The organism is Flavobacterium sp. I3-2 (assembly GCF_013389595.1).
In the GTDB taxonomy this organism is placed as follows: domain Bacteria; phylum Bacteroidota; class Bacteroidia; order Flavobacteriales; family Flavobacteriaceae; genus Flavobacterium.
This window is the reverse complement of sequence record NZ_CP058306.1, coordinates 2,980,496-2,997,613: the sequence shown is the minus strand read 5'-3', so window position 1 is coordinate 2,997,613 and position 17,118 is coordinate 2,980,496. Positions and strand designations below refer to the sequence as shown.

General features: G+C 28.7%; 9 protein-coding genes. 7 read left to right on the top strand and 2 right to left on the bottom strand.

Features of this window, described 5'->3' with window-relative positions:
• Window positions 1-420: 420 nt before the first annotated feature.
• On the bottom strand, window positions 421-4,827 hold the full coding sequence (locus tag HW119_RS14220; protein ID WP_177765511.1) for a T9SS type A sorting domain-containing protein: 4,407 nt from the start codon (window positions 4,825-4,827) through the stop codon (window positions 421-423).
• Between the two features lie 902 nt (window positions 4,828-5,729).
• On the opposite strand from HW119_RS14220, the gene HW119_RS14215 reads away from it, so the two are divergent.
• The 7 genes from HW119_RS14215 to HW119_RS14185 all read left to right on the top strand — a co-directional run bounded on the left by HW119_RS14215 (window position 5,730) and on the right by HW119_RS14185 (window position 15,822).
• Window positions 5,730-6,914: a hypothetical protein gene (locus HW119_RS14215; RefSeq protein ID WP_177765509.1), complete on the top strand. Its 1,185-nt coding sequence runs from the start codon at window positions 5,730-5,732 to the stop codon at window positions 6,912-6,914.
• Window positions 6,915-7,235: 321 nt separating this feature from the next.
• On the top strand, window positions 7,236-8,102 hold the full coding sequence (locus HW119_RS14210; RefSeq protein WP_177765507.1) for a helix-turn-helix domain-containing protein: 867 nt from the start codon (window positions 7,236-7,238) through the stop codon (window positions 8,100-8,102).
• Window positions 8,103-8,191: 89 nt separating this feature from the next.
• Window positions 8,192-10,255, top strand: a complete 2,064-nt coding sequence (locus tag HW119_RS14205; RefSeq protein ID WP_177765505.1) for a TolC family protein — start codon at window positions 8,192-8,194, stop codon at window positions 10,253-10,255.
• Entirely contained in the window at window positions 10,252-11,295 is a 1,044-nt protein-coding gene (locus HW119_RS14200; protein ID WP_177765488.1) for an HlyD family efflux transporter periplasmic adaptor subunit, read from the top strand. The genes HW119_RS14205 and HW119_RS14200 overlap by 4 nt, the downstream gene beginning before the upstream one ends.
• An 8-nt stretch (window positions 11,296-11,303) precedes the next feature.
• The gene (locus tag HW119_RS14195) at window positions 11,304-12,266 is read left to right on the top strand and encodes a hypothetical protein (protein WP_177765486.1); all 963 of its coding nucleotides are present in this window, start codon (window positions 11,304-11,306) and stop codon (window positions 12,264-12,266) included.
• The gene (locus HW119_RS14190; RefSeq protein WP_177765483.1) at window positions 12,263-13,570 is read left to right on the top strand and encodes a glycosyltransferase family 2 protein; all 1,308 of its coding nucleotides are present in this window, start codon (window positions 12,263-12,265) and stop codon (window positions 13,568-13,570) included. Before HW119_RS14195 ends, HW119_RS14190 begins: the two co-directional genes overlap by 4 nt.
• 110 nt (window positions 13,571-13,680) lie before the next feature.
• Entirely contained in the window at window positions 13,681-15,822 is a 2,142-nt protein-coding gene (locus HW119_RS14185; protein ID WP_177765481.1) for a hypothetical protein, read from the top strand.
• Window positions 15,823-15,933: 111 nt separating this feature from the next.
• On the opposite strand, the gene HW119_RS14180 is transcribed toward HW119_RS14185, so the two are convergent.
• A complete protein-coding gene (locus HW119_RS14180) occupies window positions 15,934-16,974 on the bottom strand; it encodes a formimidoylglutamase (RefSeq protein WP_177765479.1) in 1,041 nt (346 codons plus the stop codon).
• Window positions 16,975-17,118 lie beyond the last annotated feature (144 nt).

Genomic DNA, 17,118 nt, shown 5'->3' with positions numbered 1-17,118 from the left:
ATCAAATAAACCGAGAAATCTTTTGGTTAAGAATTTCTCGGTTAAACAACAGATATTTAAGCGTTTTTAATTAAATCTTTTTTACAAATAAAAAATTGAAAACAATTAGGTAATAATTTTTCATAAAAGTAAAAAAAACTATTTTTCTTTTTTTTAATAGGGGGGAGACAAATAGGAGACAAATAAGTTTTTTGTTTTAATTTGTTGTTAATCAGGTGTTTTTTTTGTATGTGTTAACTGTTTTTATATTCAAAATAACTGCTTTTTATCGAAAGTTGTTTTAAAAAAATCTATTTAGGATTAATAAATTTGACTAAAATAAAATGTAGAAGTTTATAATTTCTACTATTTTTAGGATATAAAAAAACGAGGAATTTCAATTAAGAAATATCCTCGTTATAAAAATTAAAAATGTTTGATTTATTTTTTAATGATTTTAATAAATTGTTGTTTCGATTCGGTTTTAAGTTGAATCATATAAGTCGCAGTACTTAAATCAGATAAATCCACTTCGATGTTTTGACTGCTAGTAAATACTGATTTTACGTTTCTTCCAGTTAAATCAAACACATCAACTTGAATGATGTTTTCAAAATAAACAATGTTTAATTTATCGTTAACCGGATTCGGATAATATTTTAGTTTATCCATTTCAAATGCATCGTTAGATAAATAAACATCCACGGTTACAGCAAAAGGTAAACTCGGACATCCGTTTGTTCCAATATTTACTGCATAATATGTCGTTCCGTTAACTAACGGCATGTTTGGAGATAATGGATTCGTACTCGTTATTGCATCATTTTCTGTAATATACCAAACTGCAGTTGTAGGATTAATTAAAATTTGATTTATAACCGAACCTTCAACAAATGATTGTGGAGAAATACCCGTTGGACTTTCTGGTAAATCTTTAATCACAACGGATACAGCAGCTCTTGCAGTTTCACAATTATACTGACTTTTTGAAACAAAGTAAGTTCCTGTTGTTAGTGAATCGTAAGGCTGTAATTCATTTGGATTCGATGGTGAATTATACCATTTATAAGTTACTCCAGTTGGTGTAGGAATATATAAATCTGAAACCTGTGCACTTCCACAAAATTCAAAATTGCCTATATTCGGTGGACTTAAATTAATGATTCTAGCAGTTACAGCTTTTCTTTCAGAAATACAAGCGCCAACTTTTTGTGCAACATAGTAAGTTGCATTTGCTAAAGCTGTTGATGTTGGTAATACCGTATTTGAATATGATGTTGTGTACCAAATTAACTCCGCGCCAGTAATGGCATTAATTTGTAAATCAGCAATCGTTGCATTTCCACAAAAAGTTTGAATACTATCTCCCGTTGGTAAAGTAGGAGGCGTTGAAATTTGAACTGTTACTTGTGTTCTAAGTTCACTTTCGCATCCATTAATTGTTTGAGTTGCAAAATAGGTACTTGCATTTGTTAAATAAGTATTTTCATTTAATTCAGTAGTAGAATTTATTGAAGCATACCATTTAATATTTGAACCAGAAATCTCAATGTTTGAAATTTTAGAATTAGTATTTGAACAAAATTCTTGAATAGCGTTTGCTGTTGGCGCTATCGGATTTGGAGTAATCGTAACGATAACTTCTGTTCTTTCAGATTCACAATTCGAAACGGTTTGTGAAACAAAATAACTTTTTGTAGTTAAAACAGTTGTTGAAGGTAAAGCATTTCCACCTGTTGCTACATCATACCATTTTAAATTAGTTCCTGTAGCTACTAAATCCGCAATCGTTTTGTTTTCAGCAAAACAGAATGTTTGAGCAATTGCCGTTGGAGCCATCGGATTTGGAGTAATCGTAACAACAACTTCTGTTCTTTCAGATTCACAATTCGAAACCGTTTGCGAAACAAAATAACTTCCTGTAGTTAAAACAGTTGTTGGAGTTAAAGCAGTTCCACCTGTTGCTACGTCATACCATTTGATATTTGAACCTATTGCAACTAAATCTCCAATTGTTTTGTTTTCAGCAAAACAAAATGTTTGAGCAGTTGCTGTTGGAGCCATCGGATTTGGAGTAATCGTAACGATAACTTCTGTTCTTTCAGATTCACAATTCGAAACCGTTTGTGAAACAAAGTAACTTTTCGTAGCTAACATAGTTGTTGGAACTAAAGCGTTTCCACCTGTTGCTACGTCATACCATTTTACATCAATTCCTGTTACAACTAAATCAGCAATCGTTTTGTTTTCAGCAAAACAAAATGTTTGAGCAGTTGAAGTTGGAGCATTCGGATTTGGAGTAATCGTAACGATAACTTCAGTTCTTTCAGATTCACAATTCGAAACGGTTTGCGAAACAAAGTAGCTTTTTGAAGTTAAAACAGTTGTTGCATCTAATACATTTCCACCTGTTGCTACATCATACCATTTTAAATTAGTTCCTGTTGCAACTAAATCTGCAATCGTTTTGTTTTCAGCAAAACAGAATGTTGCAGCTGTCGCCGTTGGAGCCACTGGATTCGGTGTAATTGTAACGATTACTTCTGTTCTTTCAGATTCACAATTCGAAACGGTTTGTGAAACAAAATAAGTTTTTGAAGTTAAAACAGTTGTTGCATTTAATACATTTCCACCTGTTGCTGCGTCATACCATTTGATATTTGAACCTATTGCAACTAAATCTCCAATTGTTTTGTTTTCAGCAAAACAAAATGTTTGAGCAACTGCTGTTGGTGCATTCGGGTTTGACGTAATCGTAACGATAACTTCTGTTCTTTCTGATTCACAATTCGAAACCGTTTGTGAAACAAAATAACTTTTTGAAGTTAAAACAGTTGTTGAAGCTAAAGCGTTTCCACCTGTTGCTTCATCATACCATTTTAAATTAGTTCCTGTTGCAACTAAATCTGCAATCGTTTTGTTTTCAGCAAAACAGAATGTTTGTGCACTAGCTGTAGGCGCAGGTGTATTATTAATGGTTACCACAACAGCTGTTCTATTACTTTCGCAAGCGTTTAAAGTTTGGCTTACATAATAGGTTCCAGATGTTAAGACAGTTGTTGAAGCTAAAGGCGTTCCACCTGTAGCAGCATTATACCATTTGATGTTTGAACCTGTTGCTGTTAAGCTAGCAATGGTTGCACCCGTACAAAATGTTTGTGAAGTTGATGTAGGTGCATGGGTTTCATTAATGGTTACTACTACTTCCGTACGGGGTGAGGTACATCCTGTTTCAAAAATCCAGTTGTAATATCCCATATAATAAGAAGGAAGGTATTCATTGCCTGTAATAGAAGCTACTGCTGAACTATAAGGATAAGAGGCACCATTCGTATTTCTCAATATTCCATCAGAAGGTAAAGTGGTTTCTATTACATAGGTTCCTGGTAGTAATTGAAGATCAATAGGAACTACTTGTTTTACAGTTCTGTTTGCTCCAACGGTGGTATAATCAATGGTACCAACGGTTGCGGAACCTGTTGCTCCTCTTTGTTTAAAGATCATTCTACCAGTTTGTCCGGCAGTAGAAGGATAGATATCAATACTCTTTAATTTTGTTGGTTCAAAAATAGTAAAATACACATCCCATTCTGTACTCCAATTGCCTGATGTTGTACTTACTGCTGCCGCATTTAACGGACCCGTTGATTCAAGAGAAGACACTTGATACCAGAATGAAGAAGTAGCAGATACGGTTGTTGTATAGGTATTTCCTGAATGGATTGGAGTTGTTGATGTTGCTGAATTGTACCAATTCACGATTCCTTGTGTATTTACTTCTAAAGTAACCTCATGAGAATCACAGAACGATAAATCTGAAGCACTTGTGGTTAATTCATATTCCAGAAGATTACATAATGTAGTAAAAGATATTCCACTCCAAGTACTTTCATCTGTTGTTGCGCAAAGTGATTGAACATAGATAAGATATTCTGTTTCAGAATTTAAACCTATTATCGTCTCAGATAAATTAGTAGTATTAAGTGTTTGAACTAGCCCTGTGGCATCACCAGGTTGCCCACTTGTTCTAACTTCTATTTTGTATCCTAATGCAGGTAGATTTCCCTGTGTAGGAGCATGCCATAACAGTTGTGCAGAGTTTTTAGTAATTGTTTGTACTGTTATGTTTAATGGTTTAAAACAAGTTTGTGTAATTTCACCAGATAAAGCAAAAATATGCAAAAAACTACTAGCTGGGTTGGTTTTTGTAATGGCAACTTCTTGGATGATTTTATTTTGATTGAGAGGATCAATATCAATGGCTATTTGAAATAGTTTTGGATCAAACATATTGTTATCTGGATTTTGAGCACCAAAGAGAGGTACTCTTCCAATTCCTCTGATTGCAACTTCTGGTGTACCGTAGTTGTACCAATCAGGTACCATTTGAGAACCAAGTGTTTGCGTAGTTCCATCCGTAAAGGTTATGGTTCCTGTAAAATTTGAGATACCACTTCCCGAAGTAGCTAGAATAAAGAGTTTACTTAATTTATTAGTTGTTTGAATCACCAAAGTACCCGTACCATTATTATCATTAATCTTTAAACTGTTATTCTGAATATATGGTGCTAATTGAAAGGTTAATCCTGGTGTACTTGTTGCAATAGAAGTAATTAAGCCATTAGCTGGTAAACCAACCGTGGCATTGGGGTAAGTAACGCTCATCAATGCTGTATTAGCACCATTGCTTGCTGCGTCAACCGATGCTGTAGTGTAGGTAGATGCTGGAGAATTTTCTGCAATAATATCTACATTAAAACCAGAAGTGACGTGCAAAGTAGTGTAGTCTTGAGCTTGTATTTGTATTACAAAAAATAATGATAGTAATAAAAAGTAAAGTTGTCTCATTTTAAAAATTTAATAATAGTTTTTATTTAGAATGCAATTAAATATTATTTATAAAATATTTTGATTGAAATTATAAATTAGCTTATTTATATAAACTAAATAAACCGAGAAATTTTTGGTTAGAAATTTCTCGGTTCAACAACAAATATTTATTAAGTGTTTTTTGTGTTTTTAAATGTAGACTAAAATTTTATTTAAGGGATTAATTCTGTACAAATCCCATTTTGTAAATTTTAGTAGTTCAAAAGTAGTTTTTTATATAATTAAAATAAAAAAATAGGGGTAGACAAAAGGAAGACAAATGTTTTTTGTTTTTTAAGTGTCTGTTTTGTAGTGTTTTATAAAATTGTTGAATTTCAAGGTATTTTGCTATATTTACCAAAAAATCAACTATCAAAAATTCAATATATATATTATTTATCTTTTTTAGCTTTAGTGTAGGTCTATTTGCGCAAAGTAATAATGATCTTTATACTAATATTATCAATGAAAATAAAACTGAAATTTCTGAAAATGGTTTAAAAAATAGTATCCAGAAAATTCAGAATAATTTAAGTTCAATTCAAAAGAAAAATACACAAATTCTTTATAAAGTTTTATTAGCAAACCAGATTGCAAATAATAGTAAAGACATTAATGATAAGTGTACAAATCTTTATAACGAAGCACTTTTTTTAGTAAATCAGACTGATAATGTCGGACTTCAAATTTGGGTAGAAACACAAGTAGGTTTTTATTATTATAAATTTTATAAATATGAAAATGCTTCCAACTATTTTTTTAAAGTTTCTAGATTACTAAACGAAGTTTCGGATCATGAAATTGTAGATCCGTTATCTGTCTTGAAATATAATGCCTATTTCTTTTCATCAATTAATGAAAAGAAAATTAGTAATTTATATTTGAAACGCGCATTGGCTTTGACTTCTAAAACACAAAATGATTATGCGACTATTCTTAACGCAATTGGTTGTAACTATTTCTGTTTAAAAGATTATAAATTAGCTAATGATTACTTTAATGAAACTATTTTATATTCAAAAAAGAATAATGATTCGTTACGATTAGCTAAAGGTTATGGCGATTTAGCTCAAATTTATATTTTAAATAAAGAATATAAAACAGCTGAAAATTTATTGCTTGATGATATTCAAATCTCTAAAAAAGTTAATAATCCTAAGAATGTCATGTTTGCTCAAATCAGATTAGGAAATTTATATTTAGAACAAAAAAAATTAAACGCTGCAAAACAAGTTTTCAATTTAGCATTAGAATATATTCATACTCAAGAAAAATTAAAAAGCTGGGAAGCAGACATTAATAAAGCTTTGTTATCCATAGCGATTTTAGAAAACAATGCAAATGATGAATTGAACTTTCGAAGAAAATTAGATTTTCTAAGACCAATTGTTGATACGATTGATGGCGCAGAAGTTTTAAAGAAAATCTCTTGGAAAAATCAAAATGAAATCGCTAATTGGAAATTTGAATCTGAACAAATCAAATTAGAAAAAGCATCTTTTATGAAAACTACTTTTATTATTATTAGTGGTTTACTTCTATGCTTACTTGTTCTTTTTATAGTTATTTACAGACGAAGATTTAAATTACAACAAGTTTATTATGATAATTCAATTTTGACAGCTCAACTTGAACAACTTAAAATTGAAAACGCTTTAAATGAAGCTAATGACTCTCTTAAGTCAATTAAAACTTACTTAATTGAAAAAAACAGGCAAATTGTTAAATTAGAAACCGAAATAAAAGATCTTGCAAAAAAATCTAAAAAAGATGTTTCTAAAGAAAAAATTGAATTAGATAAATTGATTTCTTCTCATTTGATGACAAATGAAAATTGGTTTATGTTTAAACAATCTTTTATAAATGAAGAACCAGAAATTTTTAATTACATTACAACAAATTTTAGCGACTTATCAGAAGCAAATCTTCGCATAGTGCTTTTAAATAAAATTGGACTAAAAAATCAAGAAATTGCAAATTTACTTGGGATAACGATTCATGGTGTTAAAAAAGCCAAACAACGTTTACGAGTAAAATATGGTGAATTAATCGAAGAATTGGTTTAATATTTCAATCTCAAAAAAACTCAATAGAAAAATAATTTATTTTATTTGTTAATGATTTGTATTTACCCAAAAATACATTTCCAAAATTTCTTTTTAAATTATTTGTTAAATCAAAATAGCAAATTTAAAAAAAAGTAAAATGTAGCTATTTTTGAATTTTCATTTCTTCAATAATTTATATTAACGTTAAATTATGTTATAATTATTATAATTTTTTGACAAAATAAAGTTAAAAAATATTTATGACCATTTTGTTAATCAAAATGACAACTGTTTCAGTTTTTAACTACATAATTTTGCAAATAACTAAAAGATATAATTATGTACGCTGTTTCAAAAGAGTTAGAAATTAAAGGATTTAGTATTATTTCGATAGATAATCTTATAACTAAAAATAATGGTTCTTCTGATTTTAATACAATGGAATATTTTATAATATTTATTGTATTTGAAGAAACAAAAATTATAGTTGAAGGAAGACCTTATTTTATCGAAGCTAATAATTTAGTTTTTATTGCTCCGCACAAAAATGTAACTTATGAATATGGAAATTCAGAAAATACAATCGTTGCTTTTTCGTCTTCTTTTTATGAAAAATCTGCTAAAGATAGTTTTATACTTAATTCCGAATTATATTTTAATGATATTCACGACATATATGTTTCTCCGGCTATTGGATCAAAGGAAGTTCTCAAAGCATTAATTATAGAACGAATTAATTTATATAAAGAAAAAGAAATTGGAATTTATATAGCAGTTGCTCATAATTGTGTTGAAATTCTTTTGCTTGACGGACTTTTAAGTTTAGAAGAAAAGTCTTGTGAAGAAACTTGTGCACATTCTACATATTTGGACAAGGTAAATAAATTTAGAGTTTTGTTACAAAAATATTTTAAAAAGGAAAAAAGTGTTTCTTTTTATTCTGAAAAACTCAATGTTTCGCCACAACGACTTTCTGTTATGACAAAAGCTGTTATTGGAAAAGGTGCAAAACGAATTGTAGTTGAAAAAGTTTCTAATGAAGCACTTCGTATGTTAGAAAACTCAATATTAAATATTTCAGAAATCGCAATTGAACTTGGATTTGCTGATGAAGCAAATTTCAGCACCTTTGTTAAGAAAAATTTAGGAAAATCACCAAGTGAAATGCGTGAATTTTTGTTAAACAGTGTAAAAATCACAAATTAAAAATGTAAATTAAAAAACGAAGCTACTTTTAGAATATCTAATTTTGCAGGTATTTTTAAACGATTTAGTTTTTTAAAAAAGTATTAAAAATGAGATTATTATGGAGCTTGATTTTAATTTTTTTGTTTTGTGTTGATAGTAATGCGCAAACAAGTAAAAAATCAAATCAAGAGTTAGATCAACTAGTAATTGAATACAACGCACTTTTTTTTGCTAGTAAAAAATTAGTTGAACAAGTCTATCATAAAACACAATCTTCTGACAAAGAAATTTTACTAAAGTTTATTGATCAGAATGAAAATCTAGTTAATAAAAAAAGTAGTAGCCAAAATTTTAACGAACAAAATTCAGTTTCGAATATTGGATTGAAATGGGTTTCTGACTTTACTCATAATTTTGGATTAGGTGGTTCTGATGATGAAGATATTTATTTTAGGTCAAAGGTTTCAACAGGATTAGATTGGGTAATTTTTGGAGAAGGTAGTTATTTTAAACACAAAAATGATTTAAAATTAAATCTTATCGAAAATCGAAAAGATTCATTAGAATTGATGTTATTGAAGAAAAATGATGTTTCGCAAAAAAAAATAGAAACACTTCAATATATTTATGATATGCAACGTATTGAAATTTTAAAAAAATACGCTGATTTCCTAAAAGCAAAAGTTGATTACACAAACAAATTATTTGCTTCAAAATTGATTAATCTTCCTGAAAAAATAAAAGTTGAAAACGATTATTCTAAGATAAAAAACAATCTCGATTTGAGTGAAAATTTTTTATCAAATCAAGATAATCAATCGCTTTTAAGTGAATATGGAAATATTCCGAATGTCAATTATGATTTGCTAAATATTGACAAAAAAGAATTGACAGATCTTTTAGCAATTGATTCAGAAATTGTTGAACTTGAGAAAGAGTTAATTCGAAAAGACCGAAAAAATTCGGATCGACCGAGTTTCAGAACCAAAGTAAGATATAATGTTTTTAATTCAGAAGGCGATTTTAATCGTTCGTTTGCTAGCGTTGGAGCTTCGTTATCAGTTCCAATTCGGTTTGGAAAAGATCATGCTCTTGAATATAAAATCGAAAGTTTTGATGAAAAATTAGAACTTCAAAAATTAAAAACTCAAGAGCGTTTAGAGAAACTCTATTTTGATTTTTATTCTAAAAAGAATGAATTAAAGAATTTACAAAATGATTTGAAACTGATTGATGCGCTTTTAGATAATGAAATTCAGATTTATGAGAAACATATTATGAATTTCAGTCCAGAAAAATACATCGATTTTGCTATGCAATTTCTAAAAAAGAAGATTGAAATTTTAGATGTTAATCAAACGCTTTCGGAGTATTTTATAACATATCAATTAATCACTGAACAGAGTAAAAAAACAACTTCGCAAGTTTTTAATTCAAATGTTTTAGAAACACCTTTTGAGATTTCATTGAAAGAAGAAAGTTCAATAACACCGAGTTCTACCTATTTATGGAGTAATACATTTAAAACAGAAACCAATGAATCTTTGGTAACCATTCTAAATGAGAATAAAATAAAAACCGTATTTCTTTCTCCTGGAGAAAATAATGATGAAAAGTTAAATGATTTTGTTGTTCAAGCCAATCAAAATCAAATTAAAATTCATCGATTAATAGGAGAGAATTCATATGCACAAAATCAGCTTGGATTAAAAAAATTGATTCGAAAAATCAATCACATAGATAAAAATACTTACACAGGAATACATTTGGATATTGAACCTCATACTTTTTCTGATTATCGTGAAAATATGGATAGCTACGTCGAAAACATGAATACTATTTTCACACAAGTTAACCAATTGTGCAACGAAAATAATATGCAGTTAAGTGTAAGTGTACCAATGAATTTAACCGAAAAAAACGCAAAAGTTTTGAGAAAATTAAAAATCAAAACTTATATAATGGCTTATGAAAATGTGGATCAAAATAAGTTATTAAAACGCACTGAAAAATTGAGAAATATTTTAAAAGATAATTTTGTTTGGGTTTTGCGATTAAGCGATTTTAAAAATGACGAAGAATTAAAAATGGCATTGAAAGAATTGAAAAATCAAGGAATTACAGAAATTAGTTATTACGATGTTTCAGCGCTATTAAATCCAAATGAATGAAAGTCAAATTCACAAAAGATATTGTAGTCGATAACTCGCAACCAGAAAAATCAAAAAGAAGAAGATGGGATAGATGGTTATATATTGGAGTATTGGTTTTATTGTTAGGGTCTTTTATAAGATGGCTTACAACACCTTGGTTTTTTGATTATGCTCATGGAATTTTATTGCAAGAACAATACGATGTAAAATTTACAAATGATATTCGTGTCTTAGATTATAAAATACATGAGGATGATTATGTACTTAAAGGGGATACTTTGTTTGCTTATGAAAGATTTAACGAAAATTCAAATGATAAAAACATCCATTTAGATTCGCTACAAATGCTACGAAATCAAAATAATGGAAAAGATGCTTTAATTGCAATCGAAGCTCAAATAGAAAAAAGAAGGCTTTTTTTAGTTGCCTTGAAAAAACGATTAAATTACTGGTTGTCTGAACATACAAGAAAAGAAAAATTAGTTTATTTAAATGTAATCACGCAAAATGAATTAGCAAATGTCGATAGATCAATTGATGATACAAGATATGAAATTGCAACGGTTCAAGCTGAGTATCAAGTGTTGGTAAATGAACGCTTAAAGATGCTTCAAAGTCTTTCATATGCTAATCAATTAAATAAAGTTGGTTTACATTATGCAAATCAAAAAACGTATTTTATTTCGCCAGTGGATGGTAAAATAGATCGAATTGTAGTTCAAGAAAATCAAATTTGCTATAAACCAGAAAAGGTTTTTTCAATCATCAGACCTGTTTATTTTGTTCGCGCTTATATCGAAATGTCTGATTTAGATAAATTCGAAATAGGGGATGATGTTGTTGTGGTACTACCATATGGATACAAAAATCTTGCAGGGAAAGTTAGTAAAATGTATGCTGTTTCTGAAACTAAAGATGATGTTATTGTTGATAATTCTATAATTGATTATAAACATGGAGTTGTTGTTGAAATTTTACCAACAAATTGTAAAGGTTGGGATAAATTGAAAGTAAGTAATATTCCTGTAAAAGTTAGAAAGGGATTAATTAATATATAAAGTTTATTATGTTAGATAGTATAATTGAAATTCATGGAAAGAAAGTTTTGCTTTTAGAATATGCGATAGTAAATAATATTTTACCTGACCCAAAATTAGCTGATGTATGGGTGGTTAATCATAATGATCCAAAATTAGTAAAACGTTTTTTATATCAAATTATTCGTTCAGAAGATATACGAGTTTATTTAAAACCAATTTTTTTACAAAAAGAATTAAAAAAAACTTATGCTTTAAGTGCTGATGTATTAAAGAGCTTAAGTGATGGATATATCAAATGGTTAAATTTTATTGACAAAATTCCATATATAGAAACGATTACCAATTTTATTGAAAAGAACGCATTTAAATATGATGTTTTTGATAAAAAATCAGATGAATTTTACACTTTAAAAATTCTAGATTATTATTATACTCGCAAAAAAAATATCGTTCCAATAATTAATAGAAAGTCTTTATCTGGTTATTCATATACCAGAATTGAAGCTTTTTTTGAAGAAAAAAAAGAAGCTTATGCAAAATCACGAATGTTATTAAGAGAGTCTTTTCTTGGAGGTTCATTGTCTAGAAATTATGTTGATACTTCTCATTTGTGTAAAAATTGTCACAGTGGATTTTTAAATTTTAGAGAAAAATGTCCAAAATGTTCTGAACATAACTTAAAAGTTAGAAATCTTATTCATCACTTCAGATGTGCTTATGTTGGTGTTGACAAAGATTTTGTATTAAAAGATCAATTAGTTTGTCCTAAATGTTCGTCTGAATTAAAAAATTTAGGAGTTGATTACGACAAGCCTGGGAAAATTTTCTTTTGTAAGAATAAAAAATGTAATCATGAATTTCAAGAAGCACCAATTGGAGTACATTGTGTAGATTGTAAATTAGAACAAAGTCCAGATGAATTGATTGTAAGAAAAATATATGCATACGAATTAACTAATTTAGGTTTTCAACAAGTTTTAGAGAAATGATAGAATTATGGGATAGATATTTCTATATGTGGCATGTTCTTGATTGGCAAACTTTGATGAAATGGGGATGGTATATTTTTGTTTTAGATATTCCTAGGTTTTTTATCGTAGAGGGTATTGCCTTATATTGGAGTAAATTCAGTAGAAGAAAAACAAAGCATTTATGGGAAAAAGCTAGAGAAGATTTGTTAAATGAAATGCCTTTAGTAACTGTTTTGGTTCCTGGACATAATGAAGGTAAACATCTTTTCAAGCTTGTTCAGTCGATGAATAGACAGACATATAAAAATTTAGAGTTGATTGTTGTCGATGATGGTTCTACGGATGATACAGCAATAATTGCACGTTCTTTTGAAAAATATGGTCAAATAGATAGATTTATTTCTGTTAAAGAAAGAGGTGGTAAAGCTTCTGCTGCTAATTTGGGACTTCGATATTCAAACGGGAAATATGTAGTTCATTTAGATGCAGATTCATCATTAGATAGTGACGCTATTGAAAAAGTACTCATACCTTTTTATAGATTTGAAAATATTGGTGGAGTTGGTGGAAATTTAATTGTAAGAAATGAAGAAGAATCATTAACTACAACAATGCAATTTTTAGAATATTTGCAATCAATTAGTGTTTCTAGAATTGTTCAATCAAAATTAAAAATATATAAAATTATTTCTGGTGCATTTGGTGCATTTCCAAGAGAAGTTTTAGAACGAATTGGAGGTTGGGATATTGGTCCAGGTTTGGATGGAGATATTACGGTAAAAATTAGAAAGATTGATTACCATACAGTTTTTGAAGAAGAAGCGATTTGTAGAACGCACGTTCCAGTTACTTGGACTGCTTTGACTAAACAAAGATTGAGATGGTCAAGATCATTAATTCGATTTAGATTAAGAAAACATAAAGATGTTTGGATGCCTGATAAAAATTTTAGATTAATAAATTTTATGTCATTTTTTGAAAATGTTTTTTTTAGTCTTGTTTTAGATTTTTTATGGTTTTTCTATATGTTCAAAATTATTTTAACCGATCCAACTTTCATGCTAATTTGGTTTCCTTTTAAATATACCATTTACCTTGCAATTACATTTGGTCAATACATGTTTGCTGTATCGGTTAATAAAGACAAGAAAAAACTTCTTTCTAAATTGATATATCTTCCTCTCTTTCCAATTTATATGGGATATTATATGCGTATTGTTCGTACAATTTCATATTTGGATGAGTTGTTTTTTTATGATTCCTATAAAGATGTTTGGAATCCGTTAAAAACTTCGAAAAAAGCAAAGGAATATGGAATGTAAAAATGAAAAAACAACAAGAAAAAGATAAAATAACAAAACGATTATCTAGTTTGTATATTTTATTTTTGCTCAAAATTTGAATGCCCTATTATAAACAATAATTATTAATTATGAAAAACAAAAAATTTAAATTAACATTCTTAGGCGCAGCACTTTGTTTTGCTCTAGTAGGATGTTCGAGTGATGATTCAACAGAAACAACAAACAACAATTTAGAGTCTAAAGTTCTAAGTAATGACGATGTTACTATTACATACGGAAATAGTTTATTGAATCATTATTCAGAAAGCAATAATTCTAAAATTAATCTTATAAATGGATATTCAGCTCGTTCTGGAAATTCATTGCCAACTTATCAAAATCAAGCTGTAACAGGAGCTATCAATCTTGTTACATTAGCTAATAATTCTAACGTTAATACTGAAAGCGGTAAAGTTTATTTCGTTCCAACAGGAGAATCTTTTAGCGGAAGTATCAACTTAGTTTCAGGAGCTAAATTAATTATCCAAGGTACATATTCAGGAACTTTGAATTTTAATGGAGCTGCAGAAGTTTATGTAGAAGGAACAGTATCTTCTACCAACCAAATTAATGTACCAGCTAATGGTAAATTAGTTGTTGGACCAAATGCTACCTTTGGAACTCAAACTATTATTCATTTAAATGGTAATGGTGAATTAGATAACTTCGGTGTTTTTACTTACAAATCAAACACAATTGACGGTATTTTAAATAACTACAAAACACTTGTTTTTAATGGTTCACAAAATTTTACTGTAAATGGAAATAGTATTATAAATAATAAATGTAACGTTACTTTCGAAAAAAACACACAGTTTAATGGGAAAATTTTTAATGAATCTAAGGTTACTTTTAAAAACGGTTTTTCTATTAACGGAAATGGACGTATTAATGTATCAGGCGGATCGTTTACAGATGTAATAAACGGACAATTAAGTATTGATGGTTTAGTTGAGAATTCATCTGTAAATACACTTACCAATAGAGCAAGAATTAATTTAGGTTCAGGTGTTACTTTAGGTAATATGAATGCAAATCCTGCTTTTAAAGGTGGTATTGATATTAATACAAACTTAACAGCAAATCAGTTAAAAATAGCTTCAGAAGTAGTTTTAAATCACAATACTTATATAGCTAATGATGGTTGTATTGATGTTACTTTAGGTACTATTTCTTGTACGGCTACTTCAATCAACTTAAATTATTCAGGAATTTTTGCTAGCCCAAAAATAAATGCAAATGGTGTAGAAATTACATTAAGTGCAACAGATGTTAGAGTTGAAAATGGTAAAGCTTATGTTTCTTACCACACAAATGATGAAGAATTTGGAGATGCTCCTTACGGAAGTGTACGTGTATTTGATATTGCTGGTTCAAATCCTGTTCTTATTGCTCAAGCTGATTTTAACAAAGCAGAATTTAACTCTTTAGAAATCCACAACGAAACATTGTATGCTGTTGGTAATAATAAAAATGGCGCAATTATGTACACTGTTCCATTAGTTGATGGAATGTTTACAAATTCTTTAGATGCAATTAAGTCAACTAATTTACCTTCTTTATCTGCTAAGAATATTTATTTCAATGGAAATGATATTTGGTTAACATCTAGCGGAACAAATGGAGGGTTAATGAAATTAAATTCTGATTTTACATTAAATTCTATTGTTGATAATAATGTGGGTGCAAAATATGTAGTTGCAAATGCAAACAATCAAGTTTACTTAGCTTTAAATAACAAAGTACCATATATTAGATTTGCTGATGAAACTGGAGCAAGTCGTTTCAATCCTGTTAAAACCTATCAATCAATTGAATTAAATGTAACTGATGGTAAAAATACTTTAGCATTAGATTCTGATCCAGCTAATAAAGATTATGTTTATGCTGCATTTAGTGACAAAGGAGTAGCCAAATTTGATATGACAACTGGTGAATTAAAAGCACAATTTATTCCAAATGAATTTAGAGGTTTAGATGGTTATAAAGTGTTGAAAAACAACGGAAGATCTAACGCAGTTACTGTAGATGGATGTTTTGTTTATATTGCTAATGGGGGTGATGGAGTTGTTGCTTTAAATAAAAATACTTTAGAATATGTTGGACATTTTAGATTAAATACAACAAATTCAACAGTAGATCAAAAATCTGCGAATTATGTATATGCTAAAAATGGTTATTTATTTGTAGCTTCAGGTAGAAATGGTTTAGCAATTATTAATGCTAATTAATATATAAAAATGGAGTGAAAGCTCCATTTTTTTACATCTTTTATTTACTAAACAATACAAACAAAAAGTGGAATTTTCAAATCGAAAATTCCACTTTTTTATTTAATGTTTTTATTCAATTACTTCTAGATTAGGTTTTATAAAATCAGTAATTAAATAACTAATAAATTTGCCTAAAACGGCTTTGTTTTCTTCCAATTCAAAATTTGGTGCACCTTCGCAAATATGTAGATAAGCAACGTTTTCTAAATTTGCATAATAGTTTACAAATTGTCTGGCTTTTTTTGTAGAAAAACCAGAATAACTCATTGCGCTTGATGGCATGTGAATTATCGCGTCTAAATCGATTTCAATTCCAAAAGAATTTTCTTTGATGTGCTTAGCAGCATATTTTAATTCCATCTTGAAATCTTTTTCTAAACGAATTTCCATTTGCTCATACGTATTAAACTTTACACGTTGGCTGTTTTCTTTTATTCTCGAAAAAATTTCTTTTGAAGTGTAGTTTTCATGAATTCCAAATATGAAATAATTACCTAAGAAATCTTCTTCAAAAGCATATGAAAATCCATTTCCGCTATGTCTTCCTTCTAAAGGACGAAAATCGGTATGCGCATCAAAATTAATTACATTCACTGCGCGTCCTTTAGCTAGTGCTAATCCTTTAATGTTACCATAAGCGTTATTGTGGCCTCCGCCAATAATGATTGGAATTTTATTCGCTTTGACAATTTTTGAAACTAAAAATGAGATTTCTTTATCAATTTTTTCAACAAGTTTAAATAATTGTTTACGTTCTTCTTTTATTGAAGGATTTAAATTTGCTGCTAATTGATTTTCTTCTTCAAAATTAAAATATCCCAAAACACCAACATTATTTCCTTTACAAGTTTTGTTATGTTGAATGTTTAAAAGTGATTTTAAAGCAATTTGCCAAGTATTTTCTGTACCAATTCTACCAAAATTCGCTTTAACACCAATTGATTCGCAAATTCCGAAAATGATATATTTAGATGCTGTTTCTGCTAAAAATGAATCAATAGTTTGATTAGAATCTAAAAAATCAATTCGTTCTCCAAATTTGATTTCTCCAACTCGAAGATCAACTAATTTATTTCTATCTGAAATGTTAAAAAATGAAAAGTTATTCATAAGTAAATGATTGGAATCATTAGTAAATTCAATGACTATAGATTTATTTTATAATAAAATTAGTATTAATTATATATTAAAGTGTTGATTGTAAGATAATTATTTGTAAATTTGATATGAGTAAATATAAGTCGATTGTATCGA

What these genes read in the sequence shown, in the direction of transcription:
- HW119_RS14195 (WP_177765486.1), top strand. Translation starts at nt 11,304, where the DNA reads ATGTTAGATAGTATAATTGAAATTCATGGAAAGAAAGTTTTGCTTTTA.
- HW119_RS14205 (WP_177765505.1), top strand. Translation starts at nt 8,192, where the DNA reads ATGAGATTATTATGGAGCTTGATTTTAATTTTTTTGTTTTGTGTTGAT.
- HW119_RS14220 (WP_177765511.1), bottom strand. Translation starts at nt 4,827, where the DNA reads ATGAGACAACTTTACTTTTTATTACTATCATTATTTTTTGTAATACAA.
- HW119_RS14180 (WP_177765479.1), bottom strand. Translation starts at nt 16,974, where the DNA reads ATGAATAACTTTTCATTTTTTAACATTTCAGATAGAAATAAATTAGTT.
- HW119_RS14200 (WP_177765488.1), top strand. Translation starts at nt 10,252, where the DNA reads ATGAAAGTCAAATTCACAAAAGATATTGTAGTCGATAACTCGCAACCA.
- HW119_RS14190 (WP_177765483.1), top strand. Translation starts at nt 12,263, where the DNA reads ATGATAGAATTATGGGATAGATATTTCTATATGTGGCATGTTCTTGAT.
- HW119_RS14210 (WP_177765507.1), top strand. Translation starts at nt 7,236, where the DNA reads ATGTACGCTGTTTCAAAAGAGTTAGAAATTAAAGGATTTAGTATTATT.
- HW119_RS14185 (WP_177765481.1), top strand. Translation starts at nt 13,681, where the DNA reads ATGAAAAACAAAAAATTTAAATTAACATTCTTAGGCGCAGCACTTTGT.